General features: G+C 28.5%; 17 protein-coding genes, 1 tRNA gene and 2 riboswitches. Of the genes, 16 read left to right on the top strand and 2 right to left on the bottom strand.

Features of this window, described 5'->3' with window-relative positions; translation table 11 throughout:
* The first annotated feature begins 123 nt into the window (after positions 1 to 123).
* Positions 124 to 696 (top strand): TVP38/TMEM64 family protein, encoded by a 573-nt coding sequence (locus tag QX51_RS09510; protein WP_052232977.1) that lies wholly within the window; start codon positions 124 to 126, stop codon positions 694 to 696.
* An 82-nt stretch (positions 697 to 778) separates the two neighbouring features.
* The gene (locus QX51_RS09505; RefSeq protein ID WP_039679674.1) at positions 779 to 1,285 is read left to right on the top strand and encodes a GNAT family N-acetyltransferase; all 507 of its coding nucleotides are present in this window, start codon (positions 779 to 781) and stop codon (positions 1,283 to 1,285) included.
* 127 nt (positions 1,286 to 1,412) lie between these two features.
* Positions 1,413 to 1,498, top strand: a riboswitch (cyclic di-GMP riboswitch).
* A gap of 291 nt (positions 1,499 to 1,789) precedes the next feature.
* On the opposite strand, the gene QX51_RS09500 is transcribed toward QX51_RS09505, so the two are convergent.
* A complete protein-coding gene (locus QX51_RS09500) occupies positions 1,790 to 2,416 on the bottom strand; it encodes a peptidylprolyl isomerase (RefSeq protein ID WP_052232976.1) in 627 nt (208 codons plus the stop codon).
* 177 nt (positions 2,417 to 2,593) lie between these two features.
* On the opposite strand from QX51_RS09500, the gene QX51_RS09495 reads away from it, so the two are divergent.
* Positions 2,594 to 2,669, top strand: a tRNA-Lys gene (locus QX51_RS09495).
* A 326-nt stretch (positions 2,670 to 2,995) separates the two neighbouring features.
* A complete protein-coding gene (locus QX51_RS09490; RefSeq protein WP_039679673.1) occupies positions 2,996 to 4,342 on the top strand; it encodes an MATE family efflux transporter in 1,347 nt (448 codons plus the stop codon).
* Between the two features lie 43 nt (positions 4,343 to 4,385).
* Here the strand turns inward: QX51_RS09490 and QX51_RS19480 are convergent, their stop codons facing one another.
* Positions 4,386 to 6,149, bottom strand: coding sequence for a GH25 family lysozyme (locus QX51_RS19480; protein WP_052232975.1), 1,764 nt, complete (start codon positions 6,147 to 6,149; stop codon positions 4,386 to 4,388).
* Positions 6,150 to 6,335: 186 nt separating this feature from the next.
* Between QX51_RS19480 and ade the strand changes: the two genes are divergently transcribed.
* The 12 genes from ade (at position 6,336) to QX51_RS09425 (ending at position 19,727) form a co-directional block, all read left to right on the top strand.
* Complete coding sequence (ade, locus tag QX51_RS09480; protein ID WP_039679672.1) at positions 6,336 to 8,075, top strand: adenine deaminase; 1,740 nt, start codon at positions 6,336 to 6,338, stop codon at positions 8,073 to 8,075.
* Positions 8,076 to 8,380: 305 nt separating this feature from the next.
* Entirely contained in the window at positions 8,381 to 9,697 is a 1,317-nt protein-coding gene (locus QX51_RS09475) for an amidohydrolase (RefSeq protein WP_039679671.1), read from the top strand.
* 3 nt (positions 9,698 to 9,700) lie between these two features.
* Positions 9,701 to 10,813: a BMP family ABC transporter substrate-binding protein gene (locus QX51_RS09470; RefSeq protein ID WP_039679670.1), complete on the top strand. Its 1,113-nt coding sequence runs from the start codon at positions 9,701 to 9,703 to the stop codon at positions 10,811 to 10,813.
* 155 nt (positions 10,814 to 10,968) lie between these two features.
* Complete coding sequence (locus QX51_RS09465) at positions 10,969 to 12,522, top strand: ABC transporter ATP-binding protein (protein ID WP_039679669.1); 1,554 nt, start codon at positions 10,969 to 10,971, stop codon at positions 12,520 to 12,522.
* Positions 12,515 to 13,603: an ABC transporter permease gene (locus tag QX51_RS09460; protein WP_039679668.1), complete on the top strand. Its 1,089-nt coding sequence runs from the start codon at positions 12,515 to 12,517 to the stop codon at positions 13,601 to 13,603. The genes QX51_RS09465 and QX51_RS09460 overlap by 8 nt, the downstream gene beginning before the upstream one ends.
* The gene (locus tag QX51_RS09455; RefSeq protein WP_039679667.1) at positions 13,603 to 14,520 is read left to right on the top strand and encodes an ABC transporter permease; all 918 of its coding nucleotides are present in this window, start codon (positions 13,603 to 13,605) and stop codon (positions 14,518 to 14,520) included. The genes QX51_RS09460 and QX51_RS09455 overlap by 1 nt, the downstream gene beginning before the upstream one ends.
* Before the next feature lie 146 nt (positions 14,521 to 14,666).
* Positions 14,667 to 15,047, top strand: a complete 381-nt coding sequence (locus QX51_RS09450) for a VOC family protein (RefSeq protein ID WP_039679666.1) — start codon at positions 14,667 to 14,669, stop codon at positions 15,045 to 15,047.
* Positions 15,048 to 15,377: 330 nt separating this feature from the next.
* Positions 15,378 to 16,163, top strand: coding sequence for an amino acid ABC transporter substrate-binding protein (locus QX51_RS09445; protein ID WP_039679665.1), 786 nt, complete (start codon positions 15,378 to 15,380; stop codon positions 16,161 to 16,163).
* 52 nt (positions 16,164 to 16,215) lie between these two features.
* Positions 16,216 to 16,827 (top strand): amino acid ABC transporter permease, encoded by a 612-nt coding sequence (locus tag QX51_RS09440; RefSeq protein ID WP_039679664.1) that lies wholly within the window; start codon positions 16,216 to 16,218, stop codon positions 16,825 to 16,827.
* A 17-nt stretch (positions 16,828 to 16,844) separates the two neighbouring features.
* Positions 16,845 to 17,477, top strand: coding sequence for an amino acid ABC transporter ATP-binding protein (locus tag QX51_RS09435; protein WP_039679663.1), 633 nt, complete (start codon positions 16,845 to 16,847; stop codon positions 17,475 to 17,477).
* Between the two features lie 96 nt (positions 17,478 to 17,573).
* Positions 17,574 to 17,679: riboswitch (SAM riboswitch) on the top strand.
* A gap of 117 nt (positions 17,680 to 17,796) precedes the next feature.
* The gene (locus tag QX51_RS09430) at positions 17,797 to 18,600 is read left to right on the top strand and encodes a MetQ/NlpA family ABC transporter substrate-binding protein (RefSeq protein WP_039679662.1); all 804 of its coding nucleotides are present in this window, start codon (positions 17,797 to 17,799) and stop codon (positions 18,598 to 18,600) included.
* A gap of 503 nt (positions 18,601 to 19,103) precedes the next feature.
* Positions 19,104 to 19,727 carry a PH domain-containing protein gene (locus QX51_RS09425; RefSeq protein ID WP_079764685.1) on the top strand — a complete coding sequence of 208 codons (624 nt, stop codon included), beginning with the start codon at positions 19,104 to 19,106 and terminating at the stop codon, positions 19,725 to 19,727.
* Positions 19,728 to 19,779 lie beyond the last annotated feature (52 nt).

The raw sequence follows: 19,779 nt of genomic DNA, 5'->3' as shown, positions 1-19,779 counted from the left end.
AGGAGGGAAATTGCTATAAAAAAATTAGATAAAAAGAAAAAAATTCTATTAATTGGAGGAGTAATATTTCTACTAGTTATTGCTATTCTAGGATTTACAGTAGGAGGCAAAATAGTTTCCCTTGTGAAAAATCCAAAAGAGTTTAGAACATGGGTAAATGACATTGGAATATGGGGTAAATTTATTATGATAGGTATTTCTGCTTTTCAAATTATTGTAGCAGTCGTACCTGGGGAGCCTATTGAAATTGCATCAGGTTATGCTTTTGGATGGTTTTGGGGATCAGTTTATTGTTTAATTGGAACCTTGATAGGGCAAATGGTGGTATTTTTATTTGCAAAAAAGTTTGGAATGGATTTTGTTGAAATATTTGTATCAAAAGAAAAATTAGAAAAGATGACCTTTTTAAAAGATAATGAAAAAATATATATGACCATATTTTTTATTTTTTTAATTCCAGGAACGCCAAAGGATGTTCTTTCTTATGTAGCAGGAATTACGCCTATTAAATTATTACCATTTTTATTAGTTTCAGGAGTGGCTAGAGTACCATCGGTTATCTCCTCTACTATTGGAGGAAGTTATCTTGGAACAAAGAATTACACCATGGCAGCTATTGTATTTATAATAACATTACTTGTAAGTGGCATATTATTTTTTATTTATAAAAGACATGAAAAAAAGAAAAGTAAATAATTTATTAGATATGAAAAAGCTCTCTTTATTAGGAGGGCTTTTATAATATAATAAATATAAATAGATAAAAGGAGAGTGTTGTATGGAATTTAGAAAGTCGAGAAAGTCAGATATAAAAGAAATTATAAATATTATTGAAGAAGCTCAAAGTTATTTTAAGGCGAATGGTATCGATCAATGGCAAAATGGATATCCAAATGAAGAAAGTATAATGAATGATATTGAAAGTGATGAGTCATATGTTTTATTAAAAGATGATAAAGTAATTGCTACAGCGTATTTGTCTTTTTCTGGTGAAAGTGATTATGATGTTATATATGATGGAAAGTGGATTAGTCAAGGAGATTATGCTGTTGTACATAGAGTAGCCGTTTCTAGTAATATAAAAGGTCACGGAGTAGCTGGAGAGTTATTCAAATACATAGAGAAAATTTGCTTAGAAAATAATATAAAACATATTAAAATTGATACTCATAGACAAAATCAATCAATGCAAAGGTTCTTGAGCAAGAATGGATTTGAGTACTGTGGTGTAATTTATTTAGAAGACGATTCTGAGAGGATAGCTTTTGAAAAGGTATTAGGGTAAAAAAGTATCTAAAGTATGCCTTAATTGCAAATAAAAGGTGATTTTAAATAAAAATAAAAAAATACAAAAAAATATAAATAAATACTAGCATATGTGAAACAAAGTGTATATAATTTATAGTGTAATAGCTAAATATTGGCAAATCTAGAGAAATCTAGAGACGCAAAGCTATAGGGGCTAAGGTTAATCACACTATGCCAGCCAGTTGCCGAAGAATAAAAAGTTCTTTGTTGTCATAAACTTAAGCTATTTTTTACAAAGGTTTATGATTTTAAACTTGAATGGCAACTACCAACAAATGGTAGTTTTTTTATTTTAGGCTTGGTAGTAAAACCCCGTATTTAAACAACCCCATGTTTAAATACATCAAACCCTATATTTAAATATAGTATAATCCCCATTATACAAATATTTAAATGTAACATACCCCATAATTAAGAAAAGACGGTAATTTCACCCCTGAAATTCCGTCTTTTTTGTATTTAAATTTGACATAAATAAAATTTAGATTTTTTCTGGCTCATCATATTTTACACCTTTAGTGTCTACTTTTATAGATTCTATAACTATAGTTTTTACAGGTTTATCGTTTGAGCCTGTTTTTGAATTTTCTATTTCATGTACTATATCTAGACCACTTGTAACCTTGCCAAATGAAGCATACTGACCATCTAAATGAGAAGCTTCTTTAGTCATTATAAAAAATTGACTACCACCACTATTTTTGTTTTGGCTTCTGGCCATAGATAAAATACCTTCTGTATGTTTTAAATCATTTTTAAATTTATTTTTAGTAAACTCACCTTTAATACTGTATCCTGGACCACCTGTACCATCGCCATTTGGGTCTCCACCTTGTATCATAAAGTCTTTTATTACTCTGTGGAAAGTAAGTCCGTCATAAAAACCGCTGTTAGCTAAAGATATAAAGTTGTTTACAGTGTTTGGAGCTATATGAGGATAAAGTTCAGCCTCAATAGTTCCATAATTTTTAATAATGATAGTTGCTACAGGAAGTTCTTTTGGAGGTGTTCTAACTTCATCATTCATTTCACTTTTAGAACATCCTACAAGAGCCATTGCTCCAGCTAATAAACTTGCTAAAATTCCTTTTTTTCTTTTGTCAGTCATAATTTACCACCTTTTGTTTTTAATTATAATTATTTATTATATCATAAATACAAATCAATAGTTTAAAATGAATTGAAACTGAAATTTAATACATAATTATAAGTTTAATATATAGAATTAAGTGAATAATAGATAATAATAAGGGAAGATTAAGAATAAATATTAAATAAAATTCATGACTCATTAGCTCAGTCGGTAGAGCACCTGACTTTTAATCAGGGTGTCCCGAGTTCGAGTCTCGGATGGGTCACCAAAAAGGTGTATTAATTTTAGTACATCTTTTTCACGTTTATAACTAAATAAAAAATTGTTTTGTTGAAAATGATTTCATAAGGGGAGGTTAAAATATACTTATTGACCTATAATTTCTTATCTGATATCATTTATAAGATTGAAAAATTAATGCAGACATTATTAAAGTAATGGTTGCTTTTTTTATTATACAAAGAAATTATAAATTATTTGATTTATAAATAATTTATGTCAGAGTAATAGATGTATATATAGAGCTAGAAAAATATTATTTACAGCATAATAAAATTTTGATAGCTTAAAAAATAAAGATAGGAGAAGCTGTATATGACTAACGATATGACTAAGGGGAATCCTTTGAAAATTTTCATATTCTTTTCTATACCTTTATTAATTGGAAATGTGTTTCAACAATTGTATAGCATGGTTGATACGATTATAGTTGGAAGATTTGTAGGGGTAGATGCACTAGCAGCAGTTGGTTCTACTGGATCTATGTTCTTTTTGGTAAATGGTATGATATTAGGGTTAACTAGTGGATTTGGAGTGCTAGTTGCTCAAAAGTTTGGAGCAAAAAATGAAGTAGGTGTAAAAAAGGCAGTAGCTAGTAATATTACATTAACATTAATTTCGACTCTTTTAATGACAGTAATAGCTTTACTAGTTAAAAATCCTCTTCTTAGAATGATGAATACACCAAATAATATTTTTAATAATGCAGATACTTATATAACAATAATTTTCGCAGGACTTATAACTCAAGCGCTTTATAATATGGCAGCGGGAGTACTTAGAGCATTAGGTGATAGTAAGACACCTTTATATTTTTTAATAATCTCATCTATTCTTAATGTTATTTTAGACTTGGTATTTATAGTTAATTTTAAAATGGGGGTATCAGGAGCAGCTTATGCTACTAATATTGCACAAGGGTTTTCAGCTATTTTATGTTTAATTTATAGCTATAAGAAATTCCGAGTTTTAAGATTAAAAAAAGAAGATTTTAAGGTTGAATCAAATTATTATAAAAAACATTTAAAAATTGGTATACCTATGGGATTACAATTTTCAGTAACAGCAATTGGTATCATAATAGTCCAAAGTGCTATAAATGTATTCGGATCAACTGTGATAGCATCATACACAGCATCATCTAAAGTTCTTCAACTTGTTATGCAACCATCAACTTCATTTGGTGTAACAATAGCAACTTATGCAGGACAAAATTTAGGTGCTGGAAGATTTGATAGAATAAAAAATGGGATGAAAATAATGAATAAAGTATCAATAGTTACGAGCTTAATAGCAGGATCTGTTCTTGTATTCCTTGGGAAATATTTTGTCACTTTATTTATGGAAAATCCAACTCCTGAAATATTTAAATATGCTCAACTAGTATTTAATTATTCAGCTATATTCTTTATACCATTAGGATTTATATTTGTATATAGAAATGTACTTCAAGGTATGGGAGAATCTTTTGTACCAATGATGGCAGGAGTTTATGAGTTATTGGCAAGAGCTATAATTGCATTCACATTGCCAAAGTTTATAGGATTTACTGGTATTTGTTTATCAGATCCTATAGCATGGATATCTGCATGTATACCGCTTATGATAACTTATTATAGAAAAATGAAAAAAATAGAACTTGAAAATAAAGGTATTGCTTAGTAAGCAATACCTTTATTTTTTTAACATATATTATATTCTTTGATTATTTACTAGAAATTGACTTTATAGGACTATAAGAACTATAAACTTTTTTGTTATTTACTATTTTATAGGCCCTTACTTTATAGTAGTAGGTCTTACCTTTAGTTAGACCTGTATTAGTATAATTCAAATTACTTGTAGTTGTTCTTTTGGAATAAGTACCTTTTTTACTAGTTGAACTATAAACATCATAGCCTTTGGCTCCAGAGACTTTGTTCCATGAAACTTTTATACTTTTACTTTTTGGTGTTGATAACTTTACTGAAGGTGTAGATAATTTTGTTTCTCCGTTTATTATGCTTGAATAATATCCATAGTACCTTTGTCCATTAATAGTTTTAAATGATTTTATTTTATAATAATATTTTTTATTACTATATAAATTAGAATCAGTATAACTTAAAGTGGAATTATTAGTAATATCTTTTACTTTAGTATAAGTTCCATTTTTACTAGTCGATCTATACACTCTATATCCATTAGCGCTTGAAACTTTTGACCAACTTAATTTTATACTTGAAGAAGTAGTACTTGAAACTTTAGTATTTGTTACAGTTTTGGGAACAATTTTAAAAGTTATACTTTTTGCACCAGTATAATTACCTTTACCCTTTATAGTAGCAGTTGCAGTTCCTACGTTAGTGTTTTTTTCAAATGATACAGTATAATCTTTATTTTTTACTAGAGTTTTATTATTATATTTAACACTTATACTGGGTGTTATTTTGCTACCTGTATATTTTTGATCTGAAATAGAACTTATAGTAGTTTTTGACATACTTATAGGATTACTCTTAAAGTAATAGTTTAGATCTACATTGCCATTTATGCCATTAACTTTTCCAGTTTGGCTATATTGCCACATGGTGTATTTTCCCCAGTAAGTACATTTATCATTATACTGAGCTATCCAAAAATCATAAGAATTTCTTAGAGCATCACTAAGATAATATTTAGAAACTGTTTTGTTTGTATATATACCACATTTATATCCGTTTGATTTTAAATTAGATAAAAATGTTTTACAAATATTAGACACTGAACTTAAACTAAGGTTAAAATTACTTTCTTGAGCTAGCTTTAGAGTATATTCTTCATAGTCAAAGAAGACAGGAAAAGATAATTTACTTTTGTAAGGTGAAATTACTTCCATACATTTTTGAGATTCATCCTTTGCACCATTAACTGTATAAGCATTGGAGAACCAATAAACACCAACTTGGATTCCAACAGCTAAAGCGCCTTTTATATTTTCTTTAAATTTGCTATCTTCTTTAGTGCCACTACCAGCACGAATAATAGCAAATTTCACACCATCATTTTTTACTTTTTCCCAGTTGATATCTCCTTGATGATAACTCACATCTATTCCTTTTATAGAAGTTGTATTACTAGGAATATAAGATTTATCTTCTCCTAATAACTTAATATAATCTGCAGAAACATAGCCAAAGCTATTTGAATAAGATATTTTATACCATGGATCTGTTACTACATTCTTACCATCTACTTTTATAATTTTAGCAATACTATCTAAAATATTTACTGAGTTACCGTTTTTTATAGAACCTATCTTTGAAGCGGATGTAGAAGGTTTAGACCTTACATTCAACTCTCGAGTAGATATCCAAGATGGTATATCAACATATCCTTTAGAAAGTGTAGAATTTTCTGTGGCAAAAGAGTAGCTTAAATTTTGAAAGCTACAAAAACTAATCATACTAGCTAAAAAAATAGCTAAAAATTTTCTTATTAAATTCCTCATAAATTTATCCCCTTATTACATAATTTACATGATGTTACAAATATGTATAAATATATTATAGGGTATTTAAGGTTTAAGAGAAATATTTGTATGAAATAAAAAAAATATTTTAATAAAAAAACTTGACTAGGAATATAAATATGATATTATAAGATTTAAAAAATATTTGATAGTTGGGAGAATATTATGTACATTAGTGAATTAATCGACAGATCAATGAAAAATAAAAATCCAAATTTAGTATTAAAAAATGCAAATATAGTTAATGTATTTACACACGAAGTTATAGAAGGTGATTTGGCAGTACATGATGGAATAATAATAGGTATTGGAGAATATACAGGAGATATTAACATAGACTTAAAAGGAAAATATATAGCACCGGGTCTTATAGATTCCCATATTCACATTGAATCATCTATGTTGTCGCCAGGGGAATTTTCAAAAGCTATAGTCCCTAGAGGAACGACTACAATAATTACAGATCCACATGAAATAGCTAATGTTTGTGGTCTTGATGGAGTTGAGTATATATTAAATTCAACGGAAGAATTGCCTTTAAATACATACGTTATGTTACCTTCATGTGTTCCGGCAACTAATTTTGAAAATTCAGGAGCAATACTTAAGGCTGACGATTTGGAGAAATATATAAACCATCCAAGGATTTTAGGATTAGGGGAAATGATGAATTACCCTGGTGTCATATATAAAGATAAAGACGTAATGGATAAGCTGAAGTTAGCTCACAAAAACAACAAAAGTGTGGACGGTCATGCGCCTCGTATAAATGGAGAAGGTTTAAATGCATATGTTTTAAGTGGAGTAAATACAGACCATGAATGTACAACAGAAGAAGAAATGTTAGAAAAATTAAGACTAGGCATGTATGTTATGATAAGGGAAGGTTCGGCAACCAAAGATCTTAAAAACCTTATAAATGGTGTTAATCAATATAACTATCAAAGAATTTTATTATGCACGGATGATAAACACCCAGAGGATTTATTAAAAGAAGGTCATATAGATCATAATGTAAGGTTAGCTATAAAAAATGGGATAGATCCAATAACGGCAATACAAATGGCAACCATAAACGCGGCAAATTGTTATAACTTAAAAAATGTCGGGGCTATAGCTCCAGGATATAAGGCAGATATAATAGTATTTGATAACTTAGAAAACTTTAATATAGAAGAAGTATATAAAGATGGAGAATTGGTAGGGAAAGATAAAAAACCTTTGTTTACAACAAAAGAAAAAGATTTTTCTAAAGTTTTAAAAACTGTTCATCTTTCTAAAATAAATACAGATAATATACAAATTTACTTTGAAAAAGAAGATGGTGAAGAAGATGTAAATATTATTTCGTTAAAGCCGCATAGTTTAATAACTGAAAAGGTAAAAGCTAAGGTCAAAATAGTTGATAATAAGTTTGAATATGATAATGAAAAAGATATATTAAAATTAGCAGTAATAGAAAGACATAAAAATACAGGCAATATAGGTATAGGATTAGTAGAAAATTTCAAATTAAAAAATGGTGCTATAGCTACAACCATATCTCATGACTCACATAATATTATAGTTGTGGGGGATAATGATGAAGATATAGTAAATGCTGTAAATAAAGTTATAAGTATGGAGGGTGGAATTGCAATCTCATCTTCTAATGAAATTCTAGAAAGTTTATCTTTAAATATTGGTGGGCTAATGAGTGATAAAAATATAGAGTATGTTAATTCTAAGTTTAGTAAACTAGTAGATATAGCTTATAACTCATTAAAAGTAAGTAAGGATATAGATCCATTCTTAACCTTAGCATTTTTGGCATTACCAGTGATACCTAATATAAAACTTACAGATAAAGGATTATTTGATGTAGAAGAATTTGAATTTATAGATATAAGTTCTAAAACAAACTAAACATATATGAAATAAATACGAACAAATGATAAATAGTAAAATGTAAAATTCGAATATAATGTAATAAGATAAGGAATCTGACTAAATGTTGGATTCTTTTTTATTGAGATTTATAACTTTTACTTGTTAAATGTTGAAAAATAATACTATTTTATGATGTGAGACAAATGAAATATAAAAAATAGAACAAAAAATAGTAGAAAAAACGCGAAATATGTTGAAATTTAATCCAAACATGATATAATAAAAACGGAAAACGAACTAAATGAAAATGAAAAAAACAATAGTTCGTGTAGAGGTGTATTATGGATAATAGAATTTGGAATGAAATAAATTCAATAAAAAATGAAATGATTAATTTAGGTGAAAACATATTTGAAAATCCTGAACTTGGTTTTAAAGAGTTTGAAACTAATAAATTAATTTGTAAAATTTTTGATAAGTATGATATTGATTATAAAAATGATATAGCTATAACAGGAATTAAAGCTACACTAGATTCTGGAAAAAAAGGTCCTCATATAGGTCTTTTATGCGAAATAGATTCGGTTCCTAGTACAGACCATAAATACTTAGGAAAAAAAGATGAATGTGCTCATTCTTGTGGTCACTATGCTCAAATAGGCACAATACTTGGTTCATTTATTGCATTAAAAGAATCTAAGGTTATAAATGAATTAGGTGGAAAGATTTCATTTATAGCAACACCTGCAGAAGAATATTGTGACTTTAATTATAGAGAAAATTTAATTGAAGAGAACAAAATATCTTATATGTCGGGTAAACAAGAAATGGTAAGATTAAATACGTTTAATGATATTGACTTAATAATATCTTGTCATTCTATGCCACCTAATGATAAATATTATACAGAAATAAATTCAAGTTTAAATGGATTTTTAGGTAAAAAAATTACTTTTAAAGGAGTTTCATCACATGCAGGACTTAATCCATGGGATGGAGTAAATGCACTAAATGCAGCAAATGTAGCTTTAAATGCAATAGCTTATTTAAGAGAAACATTTAAAGAAGAAGATACAGTAAGGGTTCACTACGTAATAAGTGAAGGTGGGGCAAGTGTTAATAGTGTTCCTGAAAAAGTAGTTTTAGATATGTACATAAGAGCAAAGACATTAGATGCAATAATGGATGTAGATACTAAGGTAAATAGAGCGATAAAAGGTGGAGCATTAGCACTTGGAGCTCAAGTTAAGATTTCGAATACAGGAGGATATTTACCTCTTACTCAAGATAAGAATCTTACAGAAGTATTAAAAGAAAATATGCTTAAATTTATGGATGAAGATAAAATTCTTAAAGACTGCCATTCTTTTGCTAGTGGAGATATAGGAGATTTATCTTATATAATGCCAACTGTTCAAATAGGAGTATCAGGATTTGCAGGAAGAATTCATGGTAATGATTTTAGAACAGAAGATAAATACTTAGCATATGAATTACCTATGAAATATATTACATCATCAGTAATAGATTTATTAAAAGATGATGGTAAAAAAACAAAAGAAATATTATCAAAGTATGAGCAAAAGCTTAACTTTGATCAATATATAGAACTATTAAATGATACAAACAATACACAAGTTTACAACTGGGAGGATTAGTAAATGTTTAAGAAAAAAATATTATCAACACTATTAGCAATAGGATTAAGTGCTACTTTCTTGGTAGGATGTGGAGCAGGAGGAGAAGATACAGCTTCTAGCTCAGATAAAGTAAATGTGAAATTATTAGTAACAGGAGCATTAGGAGATAAAGGTATAAATGATTCAGCAAATGCTGGAGCAGAAAAAATAGAAGAGCAATTTGGTGATAAGGTTGATGTTGAAGTTGTAGAGATGGGATTTGATCAAACTAAGTTTGAACCAGCTTTAATAGATGCATCAGAATCAGACGCTGATGTTATAATAACTGGTGGTTGGGATATGAAAGAGCATGTTGAAAATACAGCAGAGCTTTATCCTGAAAAGAAATTCTTAATATATGATACAGATGTAAATTATGATGAATATAATTTAGAAAATGTATATTCAATGACATATAAGCAAAATGAAGCAGGATTCTTAGCTGGTACTTTAGCAGCTTTAGTTACTACAAGTGACATGGAACTTGCTAATAAAGATAAAGTTGTAGGATTTGTTGGAGCTAGAGATACATCAGCAGTTATAAACGACTTCTTAGTAGGATACATAGAAGGAGCTAAGTTTATAGATAAAGATATGAAAGTTGAAGTAGCTTATGTAGGTTCATTTACAGATACAGCAAAAGCTAAAGAATTAACATTAGCTCAATATTCAAATGGAGCAGATGTAGTGTTTACAGCAGCTGGACCAGCTTCAGCAGGATCAGTAGAAGCAGCTAGAGATTCTAAAAAATATGTTATAGGTGTGGATAGTGACCAAGCATTAGCTTACGAAGGAAAAGAAGAACAAAAATATATAATTTCTTCAGCGTTAAAAAGAGTAGACAACTCATTAGCTTTAACTATGGAATCTTTCTTAGATAATTCATTACAATTCAATAGCCACAATGTTTTAGGAGCAAAAGAAGGTGTTGTTGAATTAGCTGAAAATGATATATATACTTCAACTGTAAGTGAAGAAATAAGAAATAGAGTAACTGAAATATCTAAAGAATTAAAAGATGGTAAAGTAGAAGTTAAGTCTGCATTAGGTATGAAAGAAGCTCAGTTAAAAGAAGTAATAAACTCAGCAAAGTAGAAAATATATAAAATATTAAATAAATATAAGGGCATAACAAAAATGTTATACCCTTATAAAAAATTCGCTATGCTCATGGCGCCAACGATATATCTTTGCTATCGCTGCAGATATATCCATTGCTTAAATGAAAATAATAATCGGGAGTGTGTTAAATGACAAAAGAAATATTAAAAGTAAGTAATTTAACAAAAGTATATCCTGGTGGTGTAGTTGCAAACTACAATGTAAATATTGCTATAAACGAAGGTGAAATTCATGCACTTATAGGTGAAAATGGTGCAGGCAAGTCAACTCTAATGAAAATGCTATTTGGAATGATGCCACAAACTAGTGGTGATATATATGTAAATGGAGAACAGGTAAACTTTTCTTCATCTAAACAAGCCTTAGAAAAAGGTATAGGGATGGTGCATCAACATTTTATGTTGGTGCCCTCTTTAAGTGTGGCAGAAAACTTGATTTTAGGTCATGAAACCTCTAAATCAGGGTTTATAAATATAGAAGAAGCCATAAAACAAACAGAAGAAATTTCAACTAAGTATAACTTAAAAGTTGACGCAAGAGCTAAAGTAAAAGACATTTCAATAGCAATGAAACAAAAACTAGAAATATTAAAAGCATTATATAGAGGTGCAAAGATATTAATTCTAGATGAACCAACAGCAGTACTTACACCACAAGAGATAGAAGAGTTATTTAAACAATTAAAATTACTAAAAGAGCAAGGATACACAATAATATTTATATCTCATAAGCTTCACGAAATAAAAGAACTTTGTGATAGGTTGACTGTTCTAAGAGATGGTAGAACTATGGGAACTTATTCAGTAAGTGAGCTTTCTGAGCAAGAAATATCTAAATTAATGGTTGGACGTGATGTTGATTTAAATATTGAAAAAACAGAAGGAAACTTTGAAAAGACAGTTTTAAAAATTGACAACTTAACAGTTAAAAATCAATTTAAGAACGTAGTAGTAGATAATATGAGTTTTACAGTAAGAGAAGGACAAATATTAGGTGTTGCAGGTATAGAAGGAAACGGACAATCAGAACTTGTAAATGCCATAATAGGAACTACTGATATAGTAAGTGGAAAAATATCTTTAAAAGATAAAGATATTACAAAAGAATCTATATTAAAAAGACAGGAAATGGGAATATCTCATGTATCTGAAGATAGATTGCATTTTGGTAGTGCACCAAACCTTTCAATAGAAGACAATGCTATATCTAAAATATATGCGTCAAAAGAATTAAATAAAAAAGGATTACTAGATTTAAGAAAAGTAAAAGAATTTACAACTAATTTAGTAAAAGAATTTATAGTAAAGCATGATAATACAAAACAATCTATAAAAGATTTATCTGGAGGAAATATACAAAAGGTTATAGTAGGACGTGAATTTTTATATGACTCAGATCTTTTAATAGTTAATCAACCAACTCGTGGAATTGATGTTGGGGCAATAGAATTTATAAGACATAAGATATTAGATATGAGAGAGGCTAAAAAAGCCATACTTCTTATATCATCAGATTTAGGAGAAGTTTTATCTTTAAGTGATAGTATAATTGTTATGCACGAAGGTAAAATAGTAGGTTACATAGAGGATGCTAAGAATGTAACTGAAGAAGAATTAGGTCTTTACATGCTAGGAGTTAAGCATGACAGTGAGGAAGTAATTGGAGGTGCTTATTATGCATAAAGACAAAAAGTTTAATATACTTAAATATTTTGATTTATTAAGATTATTTGTTGCTATAGGTATAGCACTTATTATAACAAGTGGAATAATATTTTTAGTTAGTGAAAATCCAACTAAAGCCTTATCTACTTTACTTTTAGGACCAGTAAGCTCAAAAAGATATATATTTAATGTGCTTGAAATGATGGTTCCGTTAATGTTTACAGGTTTATCATTAAGTTTAGTTTTTAAATCAGGAAACTTCTCAATGATAACAGATGCATCTTTCTATATGGGGGCAGTTATAGCATCATTTGTAGCTATAATGATACCACTACCAGGAGGAGTTCATCCTATGGTTGCAATAGTTATAGCAGGTTTTATAGGTGGGCTTATAGGAAGTATACCAGCATTTTGCAAGGTTAAATATAAAGCAAATGAACTTGTTACTTCATTAATGCTTAATTATGTATTTTTCTATACAGGGCTTTATATAATAAATAAGTTTTTAGCAGACAGACAAGCTTCTAACTTTGCTTCACTTAAGTTTTTAAATACTGCTCAACTTTCTACTATTGTTAGTGGGACAAGACTTCATAGTGGATTTATAATAGCTATTATAGTTTGTGTATTATTGTATATTTTCTTAACTCGTACTAAATGGGGTTATGAAATAAGAATAGTAGGGTCTAATCCAGAGTTTGCAAAATACTCAGGAATAAATACTAAAAGATGCATACTTTATACTTCATTTATATCAGGATTTGTGGCAGCTATAGGAGGTGCTATAGAAAAGCTAGGGATGTATAGACGTTTCCAATGGTCTCAAGCTCCGACATATGCTTGGGATGGAGTTATAATATCTATACTTTCATCTAATAATCCAATATTTATACCAATAGCAGCATTTTTCCTATCATATGTGCGTGTTGGTGCAGATATAATGTCAAGACAAACAGATGTACAAAATGAAATAGTTGCTCTTATACAAGGTGTAATAATACTTTTAGTTACAGCTGAAAGATTCTTATACTTTATAAAACAAAGAAAAGAAAGCCAATTAGCTTTAGCAAATAATGAAAACAAAGGGGGCGATAAGTAATGGAAGCTCTATTTGATATCTTATTAAAAGATGGTTTTTGGTTTGCTGTTATAAGATCCACAACTCCTATACTTTTAACGACTTTAGGAGCTATGATAGCTGCTCGTGCAGGAGCTAGAAATATAGCGCTAGAGGGTACAATGTTAACAGCGGCATTTGTTGGGGTAGCAGCAAGTCATTTTACACAAAGTGCTTTTGCAGGTTTAGCATTTGCAGTACTTTCAGGAATAATAATGAGTAATATAATTGCTTATTTTGCTCTTAAATTAAAATCAAATATAATAATATCTGGTATATCGTTAAACTTAATGGCATCAGGAATGACAGTATTTGGTTTATATTTATTAACAGGAGATAAGGGAGCGTCAACTTCTTTAAATTCTTTAGTTTTACCTAATATAAATATACCAATAATAGAAAATATACCAGTAGTGGGAAACATATTATCAGGACATAATATATTAACGTATGTGGCATTAATACTAGTATTACTTGTTTGGGTGATGTTCAAATATACAAAATTAGGACTTAGAATTAAAGCTGTTGGAGAAAGTCCAGAAGCTGCGGAATCTGTAGGAATTAGTGTTAATAGAGTAAAATATATAGCATTAACAATGAGTGGAGCATTAGCAGCCCTTGGTGGAGCATTTTTATCTATGGGATATGTAACACTATTCTCAGCAGGTATGACATCAGGAAGAGGATATATAGCACTTGCTACTCAAGCCATGGCAGGATCTAATCCAGTTGTAGGGCTTTTAACATCAAGTCTATTTGGATTCACGGAAAGTATGAGTAACTATTTACAAGGGGCAAAACTTCCAATAGAGTTTATTCAAATGTTACCTTACCTTGCAATAGTAGTTATATATGTAATTTACTGCGCTAGTAAAACAAAAAAAGAAAATAGTTTATAAAAAACTATATAGATACTAAATAGTTCACATTAATTAAATTTAGTATTTATAAAAATAAAATCTATTATGTTAATTTAGATTTATTTAATTAACGTAATAGATTTTTTAATATATTTATAATAAAAGGATATCTAAGGAGAAGTAAAATGATAAATAAAATAGCTAAAGTAACAATATATGTAAATAATCAAGATGAAGCTAAGAAGTTTTGGACTGAAAAATTAAACTTTGTAACAAAGATAGATGCAACAGAAGGGCCTTTAAGATGGATAGAAATAGCACCGAAAGAAAGTGAATGGGTAACTATAGTTCTATACGATAAAAACCTTATGAAAGCTCAATATCCAGATGCTAATACAGATTATAAAACAGTTATATTAAGTACGGAATATCTAGATAATGCGTATATAGAAATGAAAGCTAAAGGTGTTGAAGTAACTGATATAGTAACTATGCCTTATGCTAGATTATTCACATTTAAAGATCAAGATAATAACGAATATTTATTACGTGAAGATAAATTTTAAATAAAAAATGTTTGACAATTCCAAACATTCATATTAATATTAATTACAAATGAAAAATAATTAAAACAAATATTGAGAAGAGGAGAAATGGTGTTATGAAAAATTCAATAATTGCAATAAAATTAAATATACAACTTCATCATCACCATCATAGAACCAAGGGATTGTAAATTATGAAATTTAATTCATAGATACAAGCCCTTTTAGTGTTGTTAAAAAGGCTTGTATCTATGGTGGAATATATATAACAAATATTAACCACATAGGTATTAGCCTATGTGGTTTTTTTATTGCAATAATAAAAGATTAAATTATTAGGAGGAGAAAGAAATGAAAAAGATATCAAAGAAATTAATAATGGGATTAGCGGTTTTAGCAATTATGGTAGGAGCAGTAGGATGCAACAAAAAGAATGTTACTTCCGATGATAATGAAATAGTAATCGGATATGATAATACATACTTCCCAATGGGATATTTAGATGATAATGGAGATACAGTAGGGTTTGATGTGGATTTAGCTAAAGAAACCTTTAAAAGATTAAATATGGATGTTAAGTTCCAAAGTATAGATTGGTCAATGAAAGAAACTGAATTAAATTCAGGAAATATAGATGCTATATGGAATGGATACTCATTAACTGAAGAAAGAAAAGCAAAGGTTACTTATACAGATGCATATATGAAAAATAGCCAACTTATAGTGACATTAAAAAATTCGACAATTAAAAGTAAAGAAGATTTAAATGATAAGGTAGTAGGTACTCAACAAGGGTCTGCAGGATTAGAAGCATTAGAAAAAGATTCAGAGATATTAAATAGTTTAGATGGTTCGCCAATTTTATATGATACTTTTGATAAAGTCTTTAGAGATTTAGAAGCTGGAAGAATAGATGCTTTAGTTGGAGATGAAACTTTAGTTAAATATTATATAAGTAAAAAGGGTGAAGAAAAGTATAAAATATTAGATGATAATTTTGGAACAGAAGACTATGTTGTTGCATTTAGAAAAGAAGATATTGAACTTAGAGATAAAGTTAACAATACAATAAATGAGATAAAAGATGATAAAGTCTTTGATGAAATTTATAATAAATGGTTTGGAAAAGCTAAATAATATGTAAAAATTAAGAAATATAGATTAAGATACACAAGGAGGAAATTTCACTATGATAGAAGGATTAAAAGTTACATTATTAGTATTTTTTATAACGCTGATAATATCAATACCACTTGGAATTATGATAGGCTTTTTAAGAATATCCAAAAATAAAATAATAAGTCAAATAGCAAATTTATACATACTAATTATGAGAGGAACCCCCCTATTATTACAACTAGTATTTGTATTCTTTGGGCTTCCTTTAATGGGAATAGTATTTGATAGATTTGATGCTGTAATTGTAGCATTTTCACTAAATTATGCAGCTTATTTTGCTGAAATATTTAGAGGGGGGATCCAATCTATAGACAAAGGGCAATATGAAGGAGCTTTTGTATTAGGATTTAGCAAATTTGATATGTATAGAAGAATAGTTTTCCCTCAAGTTATAAAAAGAGTATTACCAGCTATGTCAAATGAAGTAATAACATTAATTAAAGACACAGCTATAGTATATGCCATAGGTTTAAATGATATATTAAGAATTGCTCAAATAGCACAAAATCGCCAAGCGAGTATAGTACCTTTAATAGAAGCTGGTGCAGTATATTTAGTGCTAATTGGAATTTTAACAATAATGTTTAAAAAAATTGAAAATAAATATGCGTATTATAGATAAATAGAGGTGAGACAAATATGCTAAAAGTAAAAAATTTAAATAAATCTTTTGGGGAGAATAAAGTATTAAATAATATAAATTTTGAAGTTAATACTGGAGAAGTATGTGTGATTTTAGGAAAATCAGGTGCAGGAAAAACTACAATTCTTAGATGTATAAATGGTCTTGAAACTTTTGATGATGGAGAAATTATAGTAGATAATTATGTAATGAAAGATAAAAGTCATATATCAAAGAATAGAGATAAAATAGGAATGGTATTCCAAAACTTTAACTTGTTTCCACATATGTCAGTATTGGAAAATATAATATCAGCACCAATAAATGTTCTTAAAAAACCAAAAGAAGATGCAATTAAACAAGCAAAAGATATTTTAAAAATGGTAGATTTAGAAGATAAAGTAGATGCTTATCCTTATGAATTATCTGGTGGTCAATGTCAAAGAGTTGCCATAGCAAGGGCATGTGCATTAACGCCAAAAGTTCTTTGTTTTGATGAGCCAACATCTGCGTTGGATGTTGATTCAATAGAAAAAGTTTTAAAAATTATAAGAAATCTAAAGGCTAAAGGTATGGCAATTCTAATAATAACTCATGATATAGGATTTGCTAATGATATCAATGATAAAATTATAAAAATAGGAAGCTAAGAATTAAAGAAAAATAAAAATATAAAAAATTAATTATACAATTTACATTAAAAAGAAACAGTGCTATGATAATTATCAAATTAAAAAATAAAAAATCTCTTATCTAGAGTGGTGGAGGGACTGGCCCTATGAAACCCGGCAACCAGTATATTTTTATATACACGGTGCTAAATCCTGCAGTAGGTTTACTGAAAGATAAGTATAAATTCGCTATTAAAACTTGAGTTTATACTCAAGTTTTTTTGTTTTAGAGGAATTAAAGTTTAACTAATGGAGGAATTAGAGAGATTTTTATTATCAATTTAAGGGGGATATTATTATGAAATCAAAAAAATTATTAAGTGTAGTGATGAGTGCGCTACTATGTGTATCATTAGCTGGATGTGCAACATCATCTGAATCTAAGGATGATAAAATAATCAAAGTAGGAGCTACATTAGTTCCAGGTGGTGAATTATTAGAAAAGTTGAAACCACTTATAGAAGAAAAAGGATATGATTTAGAAGTTGTGACATTTAATGATTATATTTTACCTAATGAATCATTAAACAATGGAGAAATAGATGCTAATTTATTTCAACATAAGCCTTATTTAGATGAAGCAGTAAAAAGCAAAGGTTATGAAATAATGGCAGGGTCTAAGCTATATGTTTGTCCAGGAGTGTTATATTCTAAGAAAATAAACTCTATAGATGAATTTAAGAGTGGAGATACAATTGCTATAAGTGATAACGCTGCTTCTGCATCAAAGTCTTTAAGATATTTAGAAAGTGAAGGACTAATCACTTTAAAAGAAGGTGATATAGTAGGGGTTAATGACATTATTAAAAATCCAAAAAATTTAGATTTTGTTCAATTAGATGTGGCACAAATACCACCATCATTAGAAGATGTTACTGCTGGATTTGTTGATACAACTTATGCTATACCTGCAGGACTTAGTGCAGAAGAAGACGGAATCTATACAGCACCAGTAAATGATGAATATGCAAATTTACTTGCTTATAGAACGAAAGACAAAGATAATGAGAAAATAAAAGTATTAGAAGAGGTTCTTACATCTGATGAATGTAGAGAAATTATAGAATCTAAATATAAAGGAATTGTAATACCTGTATTTTAATATTAATACAGCCACTAAAATAAAAATATACATATAATTAGGAAAAAATATTTATTATGTTGTAATATTTTGTCTAATACTTATATATTAATTATAAAAATATTAAATCAAGGTTGTAGCTATATGAATGAATGACTTAGATTGATCTTAGACAGTATTTCTTTTCCAATATGGATAAAGGATTTAAGTTTCATCAGTGTTGGATTTTTCCTCTAATATATGAAAATGATAAAATACTGAAAATTGTAGGATGGGGATTGATGAATTAATTATAGTAGGGGAACTTCATGATATAGGCAAAATAGGGATTAGCGAAGAAATATTAATAAAAGAAGCTTGAGAGATGTGCTGGAACTCAGTTTTACCAAGTTGTTGAAAAATTTATTGAATGTATCAGATAGGAAATTTATGACAAGTAATTTAAAAATCACCATGATTGAATAGCAATACAAACATGGTATAATATAAATGTATTAAAAACTTAAACTATTTTGGAGGATAACATGGCAGGAAATATATTTGGGAAAATGGCAGCAGATACATTAGGTTTATCTGATATAGGTAAGATAATAGATCCAAATGACTTTAACAAAGTTGATGGAGATGACTACATAATGAATGAAGATGGTGAAAAAATCTACTTTGTTATAAAATCAAAATCAGATGAATACGTATTTACGAACAGAGGTCTAATACATGTAGATGGTGCATCTGCTGTAAGTAAAAAAAGAGTAGTAAAAAGACATGAGTTTCGTAGTGAAAATGTTCATTCAGTAACATTAGAAACTGCAGGAACAGTAGATTTAGATGTGGAAATTAAGTTTAGTTTTGCAGATAATTACTTTAGTATAGATGTTGATAAAAAACAAATAGAGCAACTAAAAGACTTATATAAAGCTTTATTTGAAATTGGAAAAATCCAACATAAGAATAGACAATCTTATGAATATGGGATGAAAAGTTTAGATATGGCTAATGATGCCATAAGCAGAGGTCATGTAGAAGGTAATGCTGCTACTATGATAGAAGAAATTACTAAGTTTAATTTTGGTTGGATGAATGATATAAGAGAGACTTATAATAATAAAGATTTCGGATATGTCTTTGAAAAATATATAAATAATTAATAAGTTTAATTATTTATTATAAAATTATATAACTAAGAAAAGGTATTGATTT

This window comes from Terrisporobacter othiniensis (genome assembly GCF_000808015.1).
GTDB lineage: Bacteria > Bacillota > Clostridia > Peptostreptococcales > Peptostreptococcaceae > Terrisporobacter > Terrisporobacter muris.
The sequence above is the reverse complement of the archived record's forward strand: the minus strand, read 5'-3'. Positions and strand labels throughout refer to the sequence as shown.